Origin of the sequence: Aurantiacibacter sp. MUD11 (assembly GCF_026967575.1) — a bacterium.
GTDB lineage: Bacteria > Pseudomonadota > Alphaproteobacteria > Sphingomonadales > Sphingomonadaceae > Alteraurantiacibacter.
The window spans coordinates 1,775,084-1,796,286 of record NZ_CP114054.1 but is presented as its reverse complement, the minus strand read 5'-3'; the positions used below and the strand labels follow the sequence as shown (position 1 = coordinate 1,796,286).

General features: G+C 64.5%; 20 protein-coding genes. 10 read left to right on the top strand and 10 right to left on the bottom strand.

Features of this window, described 5'->3' with window-relative positions:
• Nucleotides 1-48: 48 nt before the first annotated feature.
• The 3 genes from OZN62_RS08910 to OZN62_RS08900 form a co-directional block, all read right to left on the bottom strand.
• Entirely contained in the window at nt 49-1,035 is a 987-nt protein-coding gene (locus tag OZN62_RS08910) for an agmatine deiminase family protein (protein WP_269099254.1), read from the bottom strand.
• Between the two features lie 4 nt (nt 1,036-1,039).
• A complete protein-coding gene (locus OZN62_RS08905; RefSeq protein WP_269099253.1) occupies nt 1,040-2,680 on the bottom strand; it encodes a M28 family peptidase in 1,641 nt (546 codons plus the stop codon).
• Nucleotides 2,681-2,790: 110 nt separating this feature from the next.
• Entirely contained in the window at nt 2,791-3,162 is a 372-nt protein-coding gene (locus tag OZN62_RS08900; protein ID WP_269099252.1) for a hypothetical protein, read from the bottom strand.
• 191 nt (nt 3,163-3,353) lie between these two features.
• Between OZN62_RS08900 and glnE the strand changes: the two genes are divergently transcribed.
• The 4 genes from glnE to OZN62_RS08880 all read left to right on the top strand — a co-directional run bounded on the left by glnE (nt 3,354) and on the right by OZN62_RS08880 (nt 8,177).
• The gene (glnE, locus tag OZN62_RS08895) at nt 3,354-6,068 is read left to right on the top strand and encodes a bifunctional [glutamate--ammonia ligase]-adenylyl-L-tyrosine phosphorylase/[glutamate--ammonia-ligase] adenylyltransferase (RefSeq protein WP_269099251.1); all 2,715 of its coding nucleotides are present in this window, start codon (nt 3,354-3,356) and stop codon (nt 6,066-6,068) included.
• Nucleotides 6,068-6,544 (top strand): peroxiredoxin, encoded by a 477-nt coding sequence (locus tag OZN62_RS08890; RefSeq protein ID WP_269099250.1) that lies wholly within the window; start codon nt 6,068-6,070, stop codon nt 6,542-6,544. Before glnE ends, OZN62_RS08890 begins: the two co-directional genes overlap by 1 nt.
• A 16-nt stretch (nt 6,545-6,560) precedes the next feature.
• Nucleotides 6,561-7,352, top strand: coding sequence for a ferritin-like domain-containing protein (locus OZN62_RS08885; protein ID WP_269099249.1), 792 nt, complete (start codon nt 6,561-6,563; stop codon nt 7,350-7,352).
• Nucleotides 7,353-7,502: 150 nt separating this feature from the next.
• The gene (locus OZN62_RS08880; RefSeq protein ID WP_269099248.1) at nt 7,503-8,177 is read left to right on the top strand and encodes a M23 family metallopeptidase; all 675 of its coding nucleotides are present in this window, start codon (nt 7,503-7,505) and stop codon (nt 8,175-8,177) included.
• Nucleotides 8,178-8,213: 36 nt separating this feature from the next.
• Here the strand turns inward: OZN62_RS08880 and galU are convergent, their stop codons facing one another.
• Nucleotides 8,214-9,089 carry a UTP--glucose-1-phosphate uridylyltransferase GalU gene (galU, locus tag OZN62_RS08875; RefSeq protein ID WP_269099247.1) on the bottom strand — a complete coding sequence of 292 codons (876 nt, stop codon included), beginning with the start codon at nt 9,087-9,089 and terminating at the stop codon, nt 8,214-8,216.
• 125 nt (nt 9,090-9,214) lie between these two features.
• Here galU and OZN62_RS08870 point away from each other — a divergent pair, with 125 nt between their 5' ends.
• The gene (locus OZN62_RS08870) at nt 9,215-9,457 is read left to right on the top strand and encodes a hypothetical protein (protein WP_269099246.1); all 243 of its coding nucleotides are present in this window, start codon (nt 9,215-9,217) and stop codon (nt 9,455-9,457) included.
• A gap of 9 nt (nt 9,458-9,466) precedes the next feature.
• Here the strand turns inward: OZN62_RS08870 and OZN62_RS08865 are convergent, their stop codons facing one another.
• From OZN62_RS08865 to OZN62_RS08855, 3 genes are all read right to left on the bottom strand, one after another.
• Nucleotides 9,467-9,727 (bottom strand): ribbon-helix-helix domain-containing protein, encoded by a 261-nt coding sequence (locus tag OZN62_RS08865; RefSeq protein WP_442864368.1) that lies wholly within the window; start codon nt 9,725-9,727, stop codon nt 9,467-9,469.
• Nucleotides 9,724-10,446, bottom strand: coding sequence for an acetoacetyl-CoA reductase (phbB, locus tag OZN62_RS08860; protein ID WP_269099245.1), 723 nt, complete (start codon nt 10,444-10,446; stop codon nt 9,724-9,726). Before phbB ends, OZN62_RS08865 begins: the two co-directional genes overlap by 4 nt.
• Before the next feature lie 117 nt (nt 10,447-10,563).
• Nucleotides 10,564-11,334, bottom strand: coding sequence for a hypothetical protein (locus OZN62_RS08855; protein WP_269099244.1), 771 nt, complete (start codon nt 11,332-11,334; stop codon nt 10,564-10,566).
• A gap of 381 nt (nt 11,335-11,715) precedes the next feature.
• Between OZN62_RS08855 and OZN62_RS08850 the strand changes: the two genes are divergently transcribed.
• From OZN62_RS08850 to OZN62_RS08830, 5 genes are all read left to right on the top strand, one after another.
• Complete coding sequence (locus tag OZN62_RS08850; RefSeq protein WP_269102140.1) at nt 11,716-12,126, top strand: DUF3576 domain-containing protein; 411 nt, start codon at nt 11,716-11,718, stop codon at nt 12,124-12,126.
• 19 nt (nt 12,127-12,145) lie between these two features.
• On the top strand, nt 12,146-14,665 hold the full coding sequence (gene leuS / locus OZN62_RS08845; RefSeq protein WP_269099243.1) for a leucine--tRNA ligase: 2,520 nt from the start codon (nt 12,146-12,148) through the stop codon (nt 14,663-14,665).
• Nucleotides 14,665-15,156 (top strand): LPS assembly lipoprotein LptE, encoded by a 492-nt coding sequence (gene lptE / locus OZN62_RS08840; RefSeq protein ID WP_442864400.1) that lies wholly within the window; start codon nt 14,665-14,667, stop codon nt 15,154-15,156. The genes leuS and lptE overlap by 1 nt, the downstream gene beginning before the upstream one ends.
• Nucleotides 15,153-16,187, top strand: a complete 1,035-nt coding sequence (holA, locus tag OZN62_RS08835; protein WP_269099241.1) for a DNA polymerase III subunit delta — start codon at nt 15,153-15,155, stop codon at nt 16,185-16,187. Before lptE ends, holA begins: the two co-directional genes overlap by 4 nt.
• Nucleotides 16,188-16,438: 251 nt before the next feature.
• Nucleotides 16,439-17,905 (top strand): exopolysaccharide biosynthesis polyprenyl glycosylphosphotransferase, encoded by a 1,467-nt coding sequence (locus tag OZN62_RS08830; protein ID WP_269099240.1) that lies wholly within the window; start codon nt 16,439-16,441, stop codon nt 17,903-17,905.
• A gap of 6 nt (nt 17,906-17,911) precedes the next feature.
• Here the strand turns inward: OZN62_RS08830 and fcl are convergent, their stop codons facing one another.
• The 3 genes from fcl to welK all read right to left on the bottom strand — a co-directional run bounded on the left by fcl (nt 17,912) and on the right by welK (nt 21,108).
• Entirely contained in the window at nt 17,912-18,853 is a 942-nt protein-coding gene (fcl, locus tag OZN62_RS08825) for a GDP-L-fucose synthase (protein ID WP_442864367.1), read from the bottom strand.
• Nucleotides 18,850-19,911 (bottom strand): GDP-mannose 4,6-dehydratase, encoded by a 1,062-nt coding sequence (gene gmd, locus OZN62_RS08820; protein ID WP_269099239.1) that lies wholly within the window; start codon nt 19,909-19,911, stop codon nt 18,850-18,852. Before gmd ends, fcl begins: the two co-directional genes overlap by 4 nt.
• A 147-nt stretch (nt 19,912-20,058) precedes the next feature.
• The gene (gene welK, locus OZN62_RS08815; protein WP_269099238.1) at nt 20,059-21,108 is read right to left on the bottom strand and encodes a beta-1,4-glucuronosyltransferase WelK; all 1,050 of its coding nucleotides are present in this window, start codon (nt 21,106-21,108) and stop codon (nt 20,059-20,061) included.
• Nucleotides 21,109-21,203: the final 95 nt, after the last annotated feature.

Below are 21,203 nucleotides of genomic sequence, written 5' to 3'. Positions count from 1 at the left end.
GCAAGCCCGTGAGCGGCAAGGAATTCTTTGCCACCCTTCAGCCTGCGCTTATCCGCCTGCCGCCGGCACGTGCTGGCTGGCGCAGTGGAAGCTGCCGCCGCCGGTAAGGACTGCATCGGCGCGCAGACCCACGGCAGCGCGTCCGGGGAAGAGTTCGCCGATCGCCGCCACCGCCTCGTCATCGTGTGCGGAGCCATAAGTCGGCACCACCACGACGTGATTGCAGATGGCGAAATTCATATAGCTGGCGGGTTCCGCCTCGTCGTCTTCGCCGATCAGGCCGGGGGAGGGGATGTCACGCACCGTCAGCCCGAAATCGCGCGCCCGCTGGCGAGCGTCATCGTAGACGGCGGCGTTGGGATCGTCAGACCCGCTGGCGACGGGAATGGCCACGGTGTTCGCGCCCACCATGCGTGCCAGGTTGTCGACATGGCCGTCGGTATGGTCGCCCGCCAGGCCATCGCCCAGCCACAGGATCCGCTCGAAGCCGAGGTCGCGCTGGAGGTTGGCCCAGATCTGCTCGCGCGAGAGCGAGGGGTTGCGGTTGGCATTGAGCAGGCATTGCTCGGTCGTCACCACCAGCCCGGTGCCGTCGGTCTCGATCGCGCCGCCTTCCAGGATCCAGTCGGCCCGCTGGTAGGGCAGGCCGCCGGCCGAGGCCAGCGAGGGGCCGGTGTCCTGGTCGCCTGCCATGATGAACTTGCCGCCCCAGCCGTTGAAGCCGAAGCCCTGCGCGCGGCGCTGGCCGTCGGGATCGAGCAGGGTCAGCGGACCGGTGTCGCGCAGCCAGATGTCGCCATAGGGATGCTGCTCGATCGCTACCGCGCCAGAGACCAGTTCCTTCGCCCGCATTTCGGCAGCGGCATCGCGCACCACCAGTCGCACCTGCTGGCCGGTCTCGGCCACGGCATTGGCGAAGGCCGCCATCTGCTGCTGCGCGGGGAGGAGGTCCTCCTCCCACAGGTCGGCATGGGCGGGAAAGCCGATCCAGATCCAGTCCTGCTGCGCCCACTCGGCGGGCATGCGGAAGGTCATGCGATCAGCACCCCAGTGCGGTTTCGGCGCAACTGGCTTCGCGGATCGCGCGGAACTCGTCGCCTTCGTTCCATTCGGGCCAGTCGTCGGTATCGCCCAGCATCCGCGCGAGACGGAAATAGAGGTCGAGATCCTGCATGATGCCCGACCAGTCCCAGCTCTCGTCGTACTCGTCGTTCGGGCCGTGATAGGCATCGGAGCGATAGGCGGCTTCCAGCGCCTCGCCCGCTGCCATGCCGCCATCGACCATGTCGAGACCCGACTTCACGTAGAACATCGGCACGCCGCGCTTCACCATCGGGAAGTGGTCGGAACGGTAGTAGTAGCCGGCTTCGGGAGCCGGGTCGGGCGAGGCCACGCGGCCCTGCGCTTCAAGCGCATCGGAGAGGTAGTCGTCCAACTCGCTCTTGCCGCCGCCGCGCACGTTCACGTCGCGCGTTTCGCCGCGGATGGCGATGCCGTCCATGTTCACGCCAGCCACGGTCTGCGCCAGCGGGAAGACCGGGTTGGCAGCGTAGTATTCTGCGCCGAGCAGGCCCTGCTCTTCCGCCGTTACCGCCAGGAATACCAGGCTGCGGTCGGGCGCGCCGGCTGCGACGTGGGCCTCGGCCAGGGCAACCAGCGCGGCGGTGCCGGAGGCATTGTCGGTCGCGCCGTTGCAGATGTCGTCGCCTTCCGCGTCCGGCGTGCAGCGGCCAAGGTGATCCCAGTGCGCGGTGTGGAGGATGTATTCCTCCGGGCGCTCCGCCCCCGGCAGCACGCCGATGACGTTCCGCGAGGTGTAGCGGCGCGTCGAATTGGTGAAGCTGGTGGAAACGGGTGCACCCAGCGACACGGCCTTGAAGCCGGGCTGGCTGGCGGCCTGCACCATTTCCGCCATGTCCATGTCGGCGGCGGCGAAGATGGCGCCAGCCGTGTCGTTCGACACCCAGCCGTTCATCAGCGTCTGGTCGCTGCCGTCACCGCCGGTGTCGGCATAGGCCTGCGCGCCGGTCCAGCTCGATTCGACCACGTTCCAGCCATAGCTGGCGGCGAAATCCTCATGCACGATCAGCGCGGCGGCGGCACCCTGGCGGGCGGCCTCCTCGAACTTGTAGGTCCAGCGGCCGTAATAGGTCATCGCCCGGCCATCAAAGGTGCCTTCCAGCGTGTCCGAAGCGAAGTCCGGATCGTTGACCAGGATCAGCGCGGTCTTGCCGGCCATGTCCACGCCTTCATAGTCGTTCCAGCCGCGCTCCGGCGCGTTGATGCCGTAGCCGACGAAGACCAGTTCGCTGTTCTCCAGCGTGGTGCTGGGGGTCTGCCGATAGCTGACGCCCACCCAGTCATCGCCGTGGGCGAATTGCTGCGTGCCCACGGTCAGCGGGGCGAAATCGCTGCCGGTGATTTCCACCAGCGGCACTTCCTGCGTCCAGCTGCCGTTGTTGCCCGGCTGCAGGCCGGCGGCTGCGAACTGCTCGACCAGGAAGGCAACGGTCAGCTCTTCGCCCTGCGTTCCCGGCATGCGGCCTTCGAACTCGTCGGAGGAAAGCGTGCGGACGCCATTCTGCAGCGTTTCGAGCGAAATGTTCGACTCGACCTCTTCGGAGGTCGAGCAGGCGGCGGCGAGCGCCAGCAGGGCAAGCGGCGCGGCAAGACGAAGCATGGGCTTCCTTTCAGGAGCAACTAACATTGCAGCGCCATGTGGCAGGGCCGCTTCCTGCCCGCAAGGCTTCGTCTTCCACACCCGCTCCGCACCTGCCCGGCGCGGGCGCGTTACTCGCGCGGCTTCGCGCCGTAATTGCGCGCCGAATCGAGCAACCCCTGCCAAGAGGACTGGCTCAGCGGATCGACCTTGGTCTCTTCCACTTCACCGCGGCGGGCGCAGCCGACGATCAGTTTCCACTCGACCGCGGCCCTGAGCTCCGACCGCCTGACGGCGCCGACACCGGGCACGAACGACGTGCGCACCTGGTGTTCGATGGGGTAGATGTCGCGGGTGGCGTATTCGCCGAACTTGTAGAAGCATTCCCGCCCCCAGTGCTCGCAATCCTCGGCATATTTCATTTGCGCAGCACCCTGGGCGCGTGCGCGAGCGGAGAAGTAGAGTTGCAGCACCTCCGGGAGCCACCGCATCAGCAGGTCCATGAAGTTTTGCGGGGGAGAAATAAATTGGAAGTCGCTGTATTCAATTCCACTATAAAGCGATATTTCATGGCAAGGATGAGTCATTATTCCCCCCTATTGGAAGCATCTGTTACATCGTATTCAGCTAGAATTCCTTATTAGAGTCGAGATACTTATCTTAGATACTTGATTACTTGAGGCGCCGCAATGCGATGGCTTGGGAAGCGGCACTTGCCCTTGGCGAGCAGCGGCGGCATTCCCGAACCATGACCGCCGACTGGCAATCCGCTCTCGATCGCGCTGCCGCGCATGCCCCGTTCCTCAAGCGGGCGATGGACCGTCGCCCCGAACTCGTCGCGCTGATGCAGGCGGGCGATGGCGAGGGGGCGCTGGCGCAGGCGAGGGCCGATGGCGAGGGCGCGGCGGACACCGGCGATGCCCTGCGGCGCGAGCGGTTGTCGCTGGCGCTGGTACTGGCCGTGGGCGACCTTGCGGGGGCCTTCGACGTGACGCGGGTGATGCGCGAGTTGTCCGACTTCGCCGACCGCGCGCTGGACGAGGCCATTACCGCGGTGATCCGCCACCGGGTGGAGGATGCCGAGGTGCAGGGCTTCACCGCGCTGGCGCTGGGCAAGCAGGGCGCGCACGAACTCAACTATTCATCTGACATCGACCCGATCCTGCTGTTCGACCCGGAACGCCTGCCGCGGCTCGACCGCGACGAGCCGGGCGAGGCCGCGGCGCGCTATGCCCGCAAGCTGGTGGAGCTGCTCTCGCAACCCACGGGCGAGGGCTATGTCATGCGCGTCGACCTACGGCTGCGCCCGGCGAGCGAGGTCACCCCGCTCGCGATCAGCTTCAACGCGGCCATGTCGCACTATGAATCGAGCGCGCTCGCGTGGGAGCGCGCCGCCTTCATTCGTGCGCGCTCGGCGGCGGGCGATATTGCCGCGGGCGAGGCCTTCCTCGAAGACCTGCGCCCCTTCATCTGGCGCAAGAGCCTGGACTTCACCGCCATCGAGGAAGTGCGCCGGCTCACCGCGCGTATCCGGCAGGCCTACAAGGGCACGCGCGAGGTGGGGCCGGGCTTCGACATCAAGAAGGGCCGCGGCGGCATTCGCGAAGTCGAGTTCTATGCCCAGACGCACCAGCTGATCTACGGCGGGCGCATCCCCGAACTGCGCCAGCGCGGCACGCGCGCAGCGCTGGATGCGCTGGCCGAGGCGCAGATTATCGGCGCGGAGGATGCCCGCGTGCTGGGCGACGCCTACGACCGGCTGCGGGTGATCGAGCACCGCCTGCAGATGGTCGAGGACCGCCAGACCCATTCACTGCCCGACTCTGCCGAGCGGATCGATAATGTCGCCCGGCTGGAAGGCCTGCCCGACGGCGCGGCGCTGGTCGAGGAACTGCGCCGGATCACCGGCGAGGTGGCCGCGCGCTATGGCGACCTGCTGGGCGAGGATGCCGAGGAAGAACGCACCACCGTCAGCGTCGCCGGCGAGTTCCGCGAGCGGTTCGACGAACGGGTGGAGCACTGGCGCAATTCCGTGCGGGCTTTGCGCTCGGTGGAGGCGCGCAAGGCTTTCGACGCCATGCGCGACGACTTGCTGGATGCCATCGCCAATGCGCCCGATCCCTATCACGCGCTGGCCCGGTGGGAGACGCTGCTCACCCGCCTGCCGACCGCGATCAACCTGTTCCGCCTGTTCGAACAGCGCCCCGGCCTGCTCGACCGGCTGCTGCGCATCCTGACCCAGGCGCGGCCGCTGGCGGACGAGCTGGCCCGTCGGCCCGAGCTGCTCGACGCGCTGATCGATCCCAATGCGATGGAGCTTCCCGAAAGCGTCGAGGTGCTGGCCGAGCGGATGCGGGCGAGCGAGGAGAGCGACTACGAATCGCGGCTCGACCGCTTGCGGCAGGTGGTGGGCGACGAACGCTTCGCGCTGGGCGTGCAGATGGTCGAGTGCCGGCACGACCCGCTCGACATTGCCGAGGGGCTGTGCCGCATCGCCGAGGCCGCCGTGCAGACCGGGGCCGAGGCGGCGATTGCCGATTTCCGCGAGAAGCACGGCGAAATCGCCGGCAGCGAACTGGCCATCCTCGGGCTCGGACGACTGGGCGGCGGGGCGCTGACCCATGCGTCCGATCTCGACATCGTGTTCCTCTACACGGGTGACGAGCTGGGTGATTCCGACGGCAAGCGTCCGCTTTCCCCCTCGCTCTACTACAATCGCCTGGCCGCGCGGGTGTCGGCGGCGCTGTCCGTGCCGACGGCGGAGGGTGCGCTCTACGAGATCGACACGCGGCTGCGGCCGCAAGGCAAGCAGGGGCCGATCGCGGTCAGCTTTACTGCCTTCGAGAAGTACCAGCATGAATCCGCCTGGACCTGGGAGCACATGGCACTTGGCCGGGCGCGGCCGATCTTCGGCTCCGAGGCGGCGCGCGAGGAGCTTTCCAAGATCATCCGCGACACGCTGTGTGCCGATCGCGATGGGGCAAAGCTGAAGGCCGACGTGCTGGAGATGCGCGCCGAGATGTTCGCGGCCAAGCCGCCGCAGGGCCCGCTCGACGTGAAGCTGGTGCGCGGTGGCCTCGTCGATAGCGAGTTCCTGATCCACTACCTGCAACTGCGCGAAGGGATCGGCCTCGACCCGGCGCTGGAAAAGGCGATTGCCGCGCTGGTCGACGCCGGGCTGCTGCCGCATGGTTATGCCGAGCACCACCTTGCCATCACCCGCTTCCTCATTGCCGAGCGCCTTTTCGCCCCCGACGGAGCCGAGCCGATCGAGGCGACCCGCGCGGTGCTGGCGCAGGCCTGCGGGGAGGACAGCTATAAGGCCCTGTTGCAAACCCTGGCCGAGGCAAGGCAATGCATCGCCGCGCAATGGGCCGAGCATTTCGGCGAGACACTGGAGATTGACTGATGAGCGACAACCTTCCCGGCGAAGGCGACATGATGCCCGACGTGGCGATGGAAGGTGCCGATGGCGCCACCATCAAGCCCTCGGACTTCCGCGGACAGAAGCTGGTGCTGTTCTTCTACCCCAAGGACATGACGCCCGGCTGCACCACCGAGAACGTGGAATTCAGCGCGGCCAAGGCGGATTTCGAGGCGGCCGGTGCCGCGTTGCTGGGCGTGTCGAAGGATGCCTATGCGCGGCACGAGAAGTTCATCGCCAAGCACGACTTGACCGTGCCGCTGGCTTCCGACCCGGAAGAGAATGGCTTGTCCGATGCGCTGGGCATCTGGACCGAGAAGAAGATGTACGGGAAGACCTTCATGGGCATGGTGCGCACCACCTACCTGGTCGATGCCGATGGCAGGATCGCGCGCGTCTGGCGCAAGGTGAAGGTGAAGGGCCACGTGGCCGAGGTGCTGGAAGCCGCCAAGGCGCTCTAGGTGCCCTTCAGTGCCCTTGGGTGACGATCTCTCGCAGGCCATTCGCGCCGCCCTGCTGACCGGCGACAAGCGCGGCAAGGTGAAGGCGACCCGCGCGCTGGTGCGGGCCTGGCGGCGCGGCGAGCTGCCGACCCGGTTCAGCGTGGCCATGCCCGATCGCCCCGCCTGGCCGGACGAGGTGCAGGTGCTGCCGCCGGGCCGGATGCCCAAGCGCGGCAAGGGCGGCTCAGCGCGCAACCGCATCGCCCTGTGGCACAGCCTCGCACATATCGAATTCGTCGCCATCGACCTGGCACTGGACATGGTCGGGCGATTCGGCGGCGAGATGGGCGAGGGGTTCATCGCCGACTTCCTCTCCGTCGCTGCGGACGAAGCGATGCATTTCGCCGTAATCGAGCGGCACCTGGCGAATCAGGGCGCTGCCTATGGCGACTTGCCGGTGCACGGCGGCCTGTGGCGTTCCGCCGAAGAGACGGCGTACGACGTCGGCGCGCGGCTGGCCGTGGTGCCCATGGTGCTGGAAGCGCGGGGGCTGGACGTGACCCCGGCGACGCTCGAACGCGTGAAATCACAAGGGGATGAGCGCGGCGCGGCGATCCTGCAAAGAATCCTTGACGACGAAATCCGTCACGTCGCAGCGGGCGCAAGTCATTTCGACGCTTTTTGTCGCAAGCGCGGCAAGGAGCCGAAAAATCACTGGAAAATGCTGGTGAAACGCCACTTTCACGGGGCGCTGAAACCACCGTTCAACGACTCAGCGCGTCTTGCAGCCGGTCTGTCGCGGGAATTCTACGGGGCTATTGCCTAGTTAATACTTCCCCGCATACGCAACAAATGCACGAGACGGCGGAAGGTTCCGACCATCTCCACAGACAAAGCGAATGGCCCGGACGGGGCCACGCAGAATGAACTGACGAAGGCTCCCGAGGGCGCCGGACGAGAAGCAAAAAGGGATCGTATGCTCGTCAAGATCGCCAGCATTATCGCCATCGGCTCCATGGCTGTCGCCAGTCCGGCCGTGGCGGAAGAGGCGCCCGAAAGCGGCGCGATCGACACCAGCACCGTGGTCGATGCCCCGCTGATGGGCGACGATGCCGAATTCACCGAACTCTTCGCCAGTTGGGAAGATCTGGAAGACGGCGGCCGCGTGACCGCTGCCGGCGATATCGCTCCGGCCCCGCGCGTTGCCGTTTCGGTTCCGTCGCGCATGCCGGTCGACGGCGTGCGCCTCACCAGCGGCTATGGCATGCGCGATCATCCGATCCTGCGCCAGCGCCGCCGTCACAACGGTGTCGACCTTGCCGCCCCGCGCGGCACGCCGGTCTATGCCACGGCTGACGGCGTGGTCGAGATGGCCCAGTACTGGGGCAGCTACGGCAACTACGTGCAGATCGGCCACGGCGGTGAGCTGGAAACCCGCTACGCCCACCTGTCGAGCTACTCGGTGCGTCCGGGCGACGAAGTCGAGAAGGGTGACCTGATCGGCTATGTCGGTTCGACCGGTCGTTCCACCGGCCCGCACCTGCACTACGAAGTGCGCGTGGCGGACGAGCCGGTGAACCCGCTGCCCTACATGTTCGCCGACCTGGAGACCGAAGACAGCGCGACCGCGGCGCGCGGCGGCCCCGAATAAGTTAGGCAATTATCCTTTGGACGGGATAGGCGGCTGCTAGTTCTCTAGCAGCCGTTTTGCTATCCGGCGCACCTCTTCGCCCATGTCCTCGCGCTCCAGCGCCAGGGCCAGGGTGGCTTCCACGAACCCGGTCTTGCTGCCGCAGTCGAAGCGGCGCCCCTTGAAGGTGACGGCGTGGAACGGCTGGTTGCCGATCATCCGCGCCATGGCATCGGTCAGCTGGATCTCGCCGCCGGCACCCTTGCCCTGGTTCTCCAGCGTGCGCATCACCTCGGGCTGCAGGATGTAGCGGCCGGAGATGATCTTGTTCGACGGCGCCTCGGCCACCGGCGGCTTCTCCACCAGGCCTTTCACCTCGGTCAGCGCGCCCTTGCTCTCGCCCGGGTCGATCACGCCGTAGCTGGAGACTTCCTCCTGCGGCACTTCCAGCACCGAGATCAGGTTGCCGCCGACTTCGTTGTAGGCCTGCACCATCTGCGCCATGCAGCCGGGCTCGCCCACCATCATCTCGTCAGGCAGGAGAATGGCGAAGGGCTCGTCCCCCACGATGGCGCGGGCGCACCAGATCGCGTGGCCGAGCCCGAGCGGGACCTGCTGGCGCACGGTGATGATGTCGCCCGGCGTCGCCCGCGTGGCATCGAGCACGGACATGTCCTTGCCGCGCTCCTGCATCGTGGCTTCCAGCTCGTAGGCCATGTCGAAATGCTCGACGATGGCGGTCTTCCCGCGCCCGGTGACGAAGATCATCTGCTCAATCCCCGCTTCGCGTGCCTCGTCCACCGCGTACTGGATCAGCGGGCGGTCGACGATCGGCAGCAATTCCTTGGGAATGGCCTTGGTGGCGGGCAGGAAGCGGGTGCCGAGGCCCGCGACGGGGAACACGGCTTTGCGGATCGGTTTGTGCGTGGTCATGATGGATGTGTGCAGACCGGAAGGATTGGGGTCAACCACAACAATTGGACGCCCGATTTTGGCACTGTTGCAGAACTTTCCCGCCACTTGCGCGTTGGTGAGGTGAAGGAAAGGAGCACACTCCCATGCTTTTCAAACTCGCAGCCCTCGGTGCCCTCGGTTACGCGGGCTACCGCTTTTACGAGAAGAAGATCCGTCCGCAGCAGAATGAAGCCTTTGCCTCCGGCCAGGCCGGCGGCAAGAACTTCCAGCAGATCCGCGATGCCGGGCCGGAGGCCATGGCCGACAAGCCGAAGGACACCTGGGACATGGTGGACGAGGAAGGCGACGAGAGCTTCCCTGCCAGCGATCCGCCAGCCAATTACTGATCAGGCCAATTACTGATCGGTGCGCCGGCGCAGGTCGGCGACCAGCCACAACCTGATGGCAGTTGCGAGGCCGGGCGGATGCTCGGCCTCGATCCGTTCGGCATCGATGCGCGCGACCAGCGCGTTGAGCGGCAGGCACGCGCGCTCCGCCGCGTCGCGCAGCAGGTCCCAGAACAGCGGTTCGAGACTGATCGAGGTCTTGTGCCCGGCGATCTCGATCGAGCGCTTGACCGGCGGGTGGTAGAGGTCGCCCACCGGTCGCCCCGTCAATACATGTGCTGGCCGCCGTTGATCGACAGCGTGGAGCCGGTGACGAAGGCCCCTTCTTCCGCAGCGAGGAAGCTGACGCCGCGGGCGATTTCGCTGGCCTGACCAAGGCGGCCGACCGGGATCTTGGCGACGATCTTCTCCAGCACGTTCTCCGGCACGGCAGCGACCATGTCGGTATCGATATAGCCCGGCGCGATGGCGTTCACGGTGATGCCGTAGCGCGCTCCTTCCTGCGCCAGCGCCTTGGTGAAGCCGTGGATGCCGCTCTTGGCAGCGGCGTAGTTGACCTGGCCGTACTGGCCCGCCTGGCCATTGATCGAGCCGATGTTGATGATGCGGCCCCACTTGCGTTCCTTCATGCCGGCGAAGGTCGCCTTGGCCATGTTGAAGCAGCCGCCGAGGTTGGTGCGCATGACATCGTCCCACTCCTCGTAGCTCATCTTCAGCAGCGTGCCGTCACGGGTAATGCCGGCATTGTTGACCACCACATCGATGGGGCCGACCTCTTCCTCGATCTTCTGACAGGCAGCCAGCGTCGCGGCATGATCACCCACGTCGAACTTGTAGGTCGGGATGCCGGTTTCCTGGGTGAAGGCGCGTGCCTTTTCTTCGTTGCCGGCATAATTGGCGACTACCTTGAAGCCGTCTGCCTGCAAGGCTTCACAAATTGCGCGGCCAATGCCGCGGGTGCCACCGGTAACGACTGCAACGCGTGCCATTTCCAAATCTCCTGTTGGGGAATCGTGTCGCCTTCAGTCTTAAAGAAGGCACGGGTGTTGCGCAAAATAAAACCCCGCCGAAGCGGGGTGCATGGGATGCAATGATTTCTCGTCCGGTCAGAAGCGGAACTGCGTGCCGATGTAGACGGCCTGGCTATCCTGCTGATCGATATTGGGAACCGGCAACAGGTCGCGATCCTGCTCGTAACGGATACCCGCGGTGATATCGAGATTGCGCGTCAGCGAATAGCTGCCGGTAACGTCCAGCATCTGGTCGGTCAGGCGCTCGCCCGAAACCGCGGCATTGTCGGCGGTGCGATCTTCATCCAGCGCGATGCGCGCGGCGAACCGGCTGGGTTCCTGCTGGGCGCCCCGCGAGGGCGTGAAATCGGCCAGGTCCGGCATCTCCGTCCGGGCAATGGTGCGCGACAGGCGCGAGCTGGCCGGGGCAGCGGCCGCCGGAGCCTGGGCGAAGCTGCTGTAGCCGCGAGCCAGGCCGAGGTTGTAGCGGGTGGGCGTGACGCGCAGCGCCGAAGCCGGTGCATTCTTGCGCGACCCGTCGATGACCGAGCGCGCGGCAAGGGCATCGGCCGTTTCCGGATCGACCCGCACGGCGACCGTAATCGAACGCGCGGCTTGCGATGCAGCCACGCCAGCCGGGGTGAAGCGCATCATCCGCGCATCGCTGCCACGTTCCGCCAGGAAGCGGGCCAGGCGCGGATCGGCGTCAGCCGGGGTGAAGGCGATGAAGGTGCTATCGGTTTCGGTGGCAGCGCCGCCATCCAGCGACACGAAGGCAAGGCCGGTGCCCGGCACGGCAACGGCCAGCAGCGCGGCGGACGCGCCAAGCGCCACCTTTCCTGCCAATCCTTTGCGCAACTTGCTCATGACACCCATTTCTTCCCTGTCCGATGGACTCTTGCTGAACGAGGTGGTTCCCCGAATCTCGCGAGTCGCAACGGACTCTATTGGGCTACGCCCGGCCCACGACAAATTCCAGACAATGCTATCTCCGCCTTCGCCTTATTTTCATACTGTTGCAGCCGGTCCACAGACTCCCGCCCCGGGGCGCCGCGCATTAAGCAGGGGTTCACGCCGATTCGGCGCTTTTGTGCGCAGGCATGTGCTGCGCCTTGCCGCAGACGACATGCCCGTTATAGAGGGCACCCGTTGCAAAGGCTGGCTTGCGGCCTTTCATTCGAGTTTACAGGACCAATGATGGCATTTTCTTCCGTTCCCGCCTTTGCCCGCCAGATTGCTGGCGCTTCCATGCTCGGCATGGCCACCTTCGCCCTTTCGGCCTGCGGTGGCGGTGACGACGAGCGGCTGCGGACGGACCTCGCCGCATCGCGCGTCACGGCCATCGGCGTGAACTCCTATCTCTGGCGCGCCAGCCTGGAGACGCTGTCCTTCATGCCGCTGACGCAGGCGGATTCGAACGGCGGCGTGCTGGTGACGGACTGGTATGCAGATCCCGACAATCCCAACGAGCGGGTGAAGGTCTCGGTCGCCATCCTCGATCAGGACCTGCGCGCCGATGCGCTGCGCGTCGCCGCCAGCCGGCAGGTGCTGCAGAATGGCGTCTGGGTGGAAGCCCCGGTGCAGGCCGCCACGCTGCAGCGCCTCGAGGACATCATCCTCACCAAGGCCCGCGATCTGCGGCGTTCCGCCGTTCTCTAACTTCCCTTAGGGGACTGCCATGACTGCTGAACGATTCGATCCGGCCAGTGCCGATGGTCGCTGGCAAGCCGCGTGGGACGAGGCCAAGTGCTTCGAAGCCGACAGCGGCAGCGACAAGCCCAAGACCTATGTCCTGGAGATGTTCCCCTATCCCAGCGGGCGCATCCACATCGGCCACGTGCGCAACTACACCATGGGTGACGTGCTGGCGCGCTATCACAAGATGCGCGGGCGCGAGGTGCTGCACCCGATGGGCTGGGACGCCTTCGGCATGCCGGCCGAGAACGCGGCGATGGAAAAGGGCGTCCACCCCGGCGGCTGGACCTACGACAACATCGCCACGATGAAGGGGCAATTGAAGCAGCTCGGCTTCGCGCTCGACTGGAGCCGCGAATTCGCCACCTGCGACCCGGACTACTACGGCCACGAGCAGGCGCAGTTCATCGACCTCTACGAAGCGGGCCTCGTCTATCGCAAGGAAAGCGAGGTCAACTGGGACCCGGTCGACATGACCGTGCTCGCCAACGAGCAGGTGATCGACGGCAAGGGCTGGCGTTCCGGCGCGGAAGTCGAGAAGCGCAAGCTCAACCAGTGGTTCCTCAAGATCACCGACTTCGCCGAAGACCTGCTGGCCGGCCTCGACACGCTGGAGGACTGGCCGGAGAAGGTGCGCCTGATGCAGGCCAACTGGATCGGCAAGAGCCAGGGCCTGGAATTCGCCTTCGACCTGTCGAACGGTGAGACGCTGCCGGTCTACACCACGCGTCCCGACACCATCTTCGGTGCCAGCTTCGTCGCCGTGGCTGCCGACCACCCGGTGGCGCACGGCGTGGCGGCCGACAGCGAGGAGGCGCGCGCCTTCATCGAGCTGTGCAAGAAGGGCGGCACCACCGCGGCAGAGCTGGAAACGGCCGAGAAGCTGGGCTTCGATACCGGCATCACCGCGAGGCACCCGTTCACCGGCGAAGAGCTGCCGGTCTACATCGCCAACTTCGTGCTGATGGATTACGGCACCGGCGCGATCATGGCCGTGCCGGGGCACGACCAGCGCGACTTCGAATTCGCCACCAAGTACGGCCTGCCGATCCCGCGAGTCGTCGCCTCCTCGGTCGAGGAAGCGGACAAGCCGTTCGCGGGCGAAGCCGAGGCTGGCGACGGGGTGATCGTCAATTCCGATTTCCTCTCCGGCATGGCCGTCGAGGACGCCAAGGACGAGGTCATCACCCGCGCCGAGCAGGGCGGCTGGGGCAAGGGCACCACCGTCTGGCGCCTGCGCGACTGGGGCGTGTCGCGCCAGCGTTACTGGGGCACGCCGATCCCCTTCATCCATTGCGATGCCTGCGGCGTGGTGCCGGTGCCCAAGGACCAGCTGCCGGTGAAGCTGCCCGAGGACGTCGATTTCAAGACGCCGGGCAACCCGCTGGAACGGCACGCGACCTGGAAGCATGTCGATTGCCCGAAGTGCGGTGCCGCCGCCCGGCGCGAGACCGACACGCTAGACACCTTCGTCAATTCCAGCTGGTATTTCCTACGCTTCGCCAGCCAGCCGGCTGACAAGCCCTTCGACGCTGCCGAAGTGGCGCAGTGGATGCCGGTAGGCCAGTATATCGGCGGCATCGAGCATGCGATCCTGCACCTGCTCTACGCCCGCTTCTGGACTCGCGCGCTGGCTCATGTCGGCCAGCTGGAGGTGAAGGAGCCGTTCGCCAGCCTGTTCACGCAGGGCATGGTCACGCACGAGACCTACAGCCGCAAGGATGGTCCGCGCGAAATCTATTACACCCCTGCCGAGGTCGAGCGTACTGGCGAGGGCGCGACGCTGAAGGCCGACGGCCAGCCGGTGCAGATCGGCAAGGTCATCAAGATGTCCAAGTCGAAGAAGAACGTTGTCGACCCGGAGGACATCATCCGCGACTACGGCGCCGACGCCGTGCGTTGGTTCATGCTGTCGGACAGCCCGCCCGAACGCGACCTGCCGTGGTCCGAAGCCGGGATCGAGGGCTGCGGCCGCTTCGTCCAGCGCCTGTGGCGCCTGTTCGGCCAGTTCGACGCGGGTGCTTCGGGCGAAGACAAGGACTTGGCCCGCAAGACGCACCAGACCATTGCCGCCGTCGCCGAGGATATCGAGGCGCTGGCCTTCAACAAGGCGGTGGCGCGGATCTACGAACTCACCAGCGCCACCGAGAAGGCCAGGCCCTCGGCCGATCGCAACCACGCTATTCGTTCGCTGCTGCTGATGGCCTCGCCAATGATGCCACACCTTGCCGAAGAAGGCTGGGCGGCCATGGGCGGCAAAGGGCTGGTGGCCGAAGCCGTCTGGCCCGAAGTCGACGAAGCCATGCTGGTGGAGGACGAGGTGATCATCGCCGTCCAGCACAAGGGCAAGCTGCGCGATACGCTGAAGGCACCCGCCGATGCGTCGAAAGAGGACCTCGAAGCGCTTGCGCTTGCCAGCGAGAAGGTCCAGCGTTCGATCGATGGCGCGGAAATTCGCAAGGTGATCGTGGTGCCCGGCAGGCTGGTGAATATCGTCACATGATGCGGGTTCTGGCCCTTTGTGCGGCGCTTGTGTCGCTCTCTGGGTGCGGCCTGCAGCCCATCTATGCAGGCGGCGGCGACGGCCATGTCGCCCGCGAACTGGCCGCCATCGAAGTGCCCGCCATTCCCGGCCGCGACGGCTGGCTGGTGCGCAATGCGCTGACCGACCGCCTCAGCCGAGGCACTTCGGAAGGCGGTACTCGCTACCGGCTCGACGTGGTGCTGGACGACCAGGTCGAAGGCCTCGGCCTGCTAACCGACGACACCATCGGCCGAGAACGCCGCATCCTGCGCGCGCGTTACCAGCTGGTCGATGTCGCCACCGCCACCATCCTGATCGACGCCACCGCCGGTTCGGACGCGGGTATCGATGTGGTCGGCTCCGAATTCGCCACCATCGCCGCCGAGCAGACCGCGCTGGAAAACCTGGCGCAGGAAGTGGCCGACCAGATCGTCGTCAGGGTCACCCGCACCCTGCGCGAACAGCAGTGAAGGCCACCCAGCGCGACTACGCGCAAGCCGCGCAGAAGGCGGCGGGCAAGCTGCGCATCTGCTTCTTCTGCGGTGCCGACGAGGCCGGGGCATCGGCCGCCGCCATGAAACTGATCGCGACGCTGCCCGATGCGGGCGAACGCGTGGAGCTGACCGGGCAGGACCTCAAGAGCGATCCCGTGCGGCTGGTGGACGAGGCGCGCTCCACCTCGCTGTTCGGCGATGCGCGGCACCTGTTCGTGAGGGTGACCGGTGAGGAAGCGCACGATGCGCTGAAGACCTATTGCGATCTGGCCGACCGCGGCGAGGCGGACGAGGCATGGCCGATCTTCATCGTCGCCACTTCCGCCACCGACAAGTCGCGCAGCGCCAAGCTGCTGATCAAGCGCGGCGATGCGCTGGTGGCGGTGTTCTATCCGCCGGACCTGCGCTCGGTCACCGCCGACGTGCGCGCCATGGCCGATGCGGCGGGCCTGCGACTGGGCGGCAACCTGGCGGAACGCATTGCGCAGGCGGCCGGGCTCGACGTGCGGCTGGCGCAGAGCGAGGTCGACAAGCTGGCGCTCTATCTCGATGCCTCGCCGCAATCGCCCAAGGCGGCCGGGCCGGAGGACTTCGACGTCATCGGCGCATCGACCGAGGAAGACGGCTTCATGCCGCTGGTGAATGCCGCGCTGGGAGGCGAAGTACGCAAGCTGCCCGCCGAACTGCGCCGGCTGCACGAGGTTTCGCTCAACCCCGTCGGCGTGGCGCTGGCGATGGAGCGGCGCGCGGCTCAGCTCGCGACGCTTTCCGCCAAGCTGCGGCCGGGTGACGACATGCAGAGTTTCCTCAAGGCCAATGGCGTGTTCTGGAAGGACCACCGCGACGTGGGCGACCAGCTGCAGCGCTGGAGCGGCGGTAAGCTGGAACGCCTCGTTCCGCGCCTGGCCGACCTGCATCGCTCGCTATTGGCGAACAGCCAGATGGCAGAGCTGATCCTGGCGCAGGAACTGGCGCAGATTGCCCGCTACGCTGCTGTCCGACGCTAGTTCGGCAACCTCAACAGCATTGTTTCTTGGTACTTCGCGAAAGGCCATTGCCTCAACGAAGTGGCACTTTGGCCGTGACGCAGTCGCATCATCAAGGTGTCACAGCGAACCTTGGCAAACCGAGATGCCAATTGTGTCAAATTGTACGAAAACGACATTTTTGTTTGGCAACAATTACTTGGTGCGCTAGATGTGGATTGTTGGTAGGGAAGCCTCGCCGTTTATTTGTAGCATTCGGCAGGGAGTGGCGTTTGCAGAAGCCTGCAGGCATTCATGAGGAAGAAGAGGCGGCAGTCGACAAGGCTGCTGGCCAAAAGGTCGCCCCCTCGTTTGGCGGCGGACCTGCTGAATATCGACTTCCAACACCTCCTTCAAACGGCCTTGCCAATTCGCTCGAGAAGAAACGGCTGCAGGCCTACCTCGGGATGGTGGTTTTTGATTTGCTGGCAATCACAGCCAGCTTCGGCATCGTCTCTAAGATCTACATGGGGACGGTTGGGCTTTTGGCATCTTACCAGCCTGGCCTCCTCTTTCTTCCTATCTACATCACGATTGCCGCCTACAATGGCTCATATTCCCTCAAGAGCCTGACGGATTGGCGCCACGCCTCTACCAAGGTGGTGATTTCGATATTGATATCGTCGGCATTGCTGAATTTCCTGCTGTTCTTCGCGAAAATGAATGCCGATTTCTCGAGGGTGATCTTTGTGGCGGGTGCGCTTGTCAGCTTCGTCGTCCTGACGGCTTTTCGTGCAGCATTTACCAGATGGCTCACGGGCCTTTGGGGTCCGAACGCCGTCAACAATCTTGTTATACATGCAGGCGGCCCGAGGTTTCATTTGCCGCACTCCTACCACGTCGACGCCGAAGTGCACGGCTTGAGGCCCGACATTGATGACCCAGATGCCCTCGACCGTCTGGCGAAATATCTTCGCAACATGGACAGGGTTCTGATCAGCTCAAGTCGAGAGCATCGCCTTGCATGGTCAGAGGTTCTGAAGGGTTCCGGGCTCCAGGGTGAGGTCGTAGACCAGAATGTCCGTGACCTTGGTGCCTTGGGCGTCGTCCACCACGATGACGTCAACATCTCTTCTCTGACGGTATCAGTCGGTCACCTCGGCATTCGGGCACGCGCCTCCAAACGCCTATTTGACCTTGCCCTAACGTCAATTGCCTTGTTGTTGCTAAGCCCCGTGATGCTGGTGGTGGCTCTGGCCATAAAGCTGGAGGATCGCGGGCCAGTCATCTTCAAGCAAAGAAGGATGGGTCGCGGAAACCAGTTCTTCGACATCTACAAGTTTCGTTCGATGCGGCAGGCTGATGCCAATGGCGACCGCTCTGCCAGCAAGGACGATGATCGTATCACCATGGTTGGTCGCTTCATCCGCCGCACCAGCATCGATGAATTGCCGCAACTATTTAACGTCCTGAAGGGCGACATGAGCCTCGTTGGACCAAGGCCTCATGCGATCGGTTCGAAGGCCGGCAACAGGCTCTTCTGGGAGGTCGACCGAAAGTATTGGCAGCGACATGGCCTACGACCTGGCATCACTGGTCTGGCTCAAGTTCGAGGATACAGGGGTGCGACCGAGAATGAGGCTGACCTCGCCAAACGCCTGATGGCGGATCTGGAATATGGGCGAGACTGGAGCATGTGGCTCGACATCAAGATCCTCTTCGCCACCGCGACGGTGCTCGTCCACGAAAGAGCCTTCTGACCTATCCTAGGCCTTTCCTTCTCCGGCAAGGAAGGAGCGGTAGGCATCTGCGATGCCGTCACGCAATGCGATCTTCGGAGCCCAGCCCATGGCTGCGATCTTGTCGCCGCTCATCAGCTTGCGCGGCGTTCCGTCAGGCTTGGAAGTGTCCTTGCTGATCGTACCTTCGAAGCCAACCACCTGACAGACCATTTCGGCCAGCTCGATGATCGGAATGTCTTTGCCTGATCCAAGGTTGATGTGCTCGTCCCCGGAGTAGTTGCGAAGCAGAAAAACGCACCCGTCTGCCAGGTCGTCGACATGCAGGAATTCGCGGCGCGGCGTACCCGTGCCCCAGATCTCGATGCTGTCGGAGCCTGCTTCCTTCGCCTCGTGCGCCTTTCGGATCAGGGCAGGAAGGACGTGGCTGTTTTTGAGATCGAAGTTGTCACCAGGGCCATAGAGGTTGGTCGGCATGGCACTGATGTAGTCGCAGCCGTGCTGGCGACGGTAGGCTTGGCAAAGCTTGATGCCTGCGATCTTTGCGATCGCATACCATTCATTGGTCGGCTCAAGAGGTCCTGTCAGGAGAGCCTCCTCAGGGATCGGCTGCGGAGCCATCTTCGGGTAGATGCAGGAGGAGCCGAGGAAGAGCAGCTTCTCGACGTCGTTGCGATAGGCAGCCTCGATGAGGTTCGCCTCGATCATGAGGTTGTCGTAGAGGAAATCGGCAGGATAGGTGTCGTTTGCCAGGATGCCGCCAACCTTGGCTGCCGCCACGATCACGCCGTCGGGACGATTGTCGGCATACCATTCTCGCACGGCGGCCTGTTCGCGAAGGTCGACCGAGCGATCGGAGGTCAGGATTTCGCAGTTCTCGCGCTCCAGCCGCCGGACCAGGGCCGAGCCGACCATGCCCTTGTGCCCGGCGACATAGACGCGCTTGCCGGCTAGGTCGTAGGACATCATTCAGAACCTGGGATCGGCTCGTCGCGCATGACCTTGAGGTCCGCCTCGACCATTTCGCGAGCCAGCTCGCGCACGCTGGTCTCGTGCCGCCAGCCGAGCTTCTGGTGAGCCTTGCCTGGATCGCCGATCAGGAGGTCGACTTCGGTCGGACGGAAATAGCGCGGGTCCACCTCGACCAGGCAGCGACCGTCGCTCAGGGCGTAACCCTTTTCTTCTACGCCCTCGCCGCGAAACTCGATGGGGATACCGGCATCCTCGAAGGCCCACAGGACGAAATCGCGAACATAGGTCGTCTCGCCGGTGGCGAGGACGTAGTCGTCAGGCTCGTCTTGCTGCATCATCATCCACATGCCGCGGACATATTCCTTGGCATGGCCCCAGTCGCGCTGTGCATCGAGATTGCCGAGGTAGAGCTTTTCCTGACGGCCAAGAGCAATGGCAGCGGCGGCGCGGGTGATCTTGCGGGTGACGAAGGTCTCGCCTCGCAGAGGGCTTTCGTGGTTGAAGAGGATGCCGTTGCTGGCGTGAATGCCATAGGCTTCTCGGTAGTTCACCGTGATCCAGTAGGCATAAAGCTTTGCAGCGGCATAGGGGCTGCGAGGATAGAAGGGAGTCGTCTCTCTCTGAGGAACTTCCTGGACCAGTCCGTATAGCTCTGAGGTCGACGCCTGGTAGAAGCGTGTCTTCTTTTCGAGGCCTAAGATGCGGATGGCTTCGAGCAGCCTCAGGGCACCGACGGCGTCGGCATTTGCGGTATATTCGGGCGTCTCGAAACTCACCGCGACGTGGCTTTGCGCCGCAAGATTATAGATCTCGTCAGGCTGCACCTCCTGGATAATGCGGATCAGGTTGGTGCTGTCGGTCAGGTCGCCATAGTGAAGGTGGAACATCCGGTTGTCGACATGGGGGTCCTGGTAAATGTCCTCGATCCTGCCGGTGTTGAAGCTGGAAGAGCGTCGCTTCACGCCGTGGACTTCATAGCCTTTTTCGAGAAGCAGGTGGGCCAGGTAGGCACCGTCCTGTCCAGTGACGCCGGTGATGAGGGCGGTTTTTGGCATTATTCGTGATCTTCCCTCGGAGTGCTGTTTCTTCTGGCATGACCGCCTAAACACGTGGCCTTGCTCGTGGCAAGCGATGCAACAAGGAAGCGTAGGTCCGACCTTGGCAATACCTTGGGTCTCGTATTGTCTCGTCCAACCTTGGCTTCAGCTTCGGCCTTCGAGACCTTCCTGGGGAGCAACCGTGTTGCTTTTGATGAAGTCTCGCAGTGCCTCGATCATTTCGGAATAGTCCGTCGTGACTGGGCGAGGTTCAAAGTCTCTGGCCCATTCGAGCGCCTCAGCCAGCTCCTCCCCGTTGGTCGCTGAGCGCAACAGGCCGCGCTGCTCGAAGCTCCCAGTGATCTCGAGCTGGTGGTCGTCGTAATGCTCCCCTTGAGCGAAGAGGCGGGGGATGACGATGACGGCGCAGCTTGCTCGCAAGGCTGTAAGGATCGAACCCGTCCCGCCGTGGCAGATGACGATCCTGGCCCGTTCAAGCGTCTGCTGGACCTCGTCGAACGGCAGTGACCTGACCACCTCGACCCCTCCGACGGCAGGCAGTTCGCCTTCGACATCGCCGACCTGGAGGATCACCCTTTCGGAGATCCGCCCGCTTCTCTTGGCTTCGATCACCAGGTCCACCAGTCGCGGGAAGGGTAAGGTCGCACCGACAGTAGCAAAGACCAGGTCATCTTTCGCTGGGCGTTCCACCGGAAGGTAACGCAATGGATCGAATGCCTGCGCATTTCCCCAATTGCGGGCGCTGGCGGCGGATTGCGACAGTCGGAGATGTGCGATCGGCCCCGCCAGCCGGGCGAAGGCGCTAGGGCTGTCGAAGCGAGCGAAGCTGTCGATGAGAATGATCTTGGCGCCTATCAGCCTTGCCCAGAAGGCGATGAACAGCTGCGATCCCGCACCGGTGGTGATCACGTAGTCCGGTCGGTTCCGGCAAATGATGGAGAGCGACTGCCACATGCTGCGGCCTGCCTCGCGCAGCATCTTCAGCGGCTGCCCCAGCTTTGCTTGGCCAAGCGCGAAATGCGGGACGAATTCGGTGCGATGCTGCTTGGAAATCGACTGGCCGAGGGCGGTATCCTCGGTGACGAAGTAATAGTCGAAGTTCCGCCAGAGGGGCTCAAGGTCGAGCAGCTGGCGTACGTGTCCACCGCCCGATGCAGCGAGACAAAGCAGCGGACGCGCGGAACGGCTCTTCATGATTGTTCGACCAGTCTCATCGGCTTGGTGTTGCGCGCGAATTGCCAACGACGCCCCGCCACTGTGATAGTCGCGTCACTTGATTGCCCGCAACA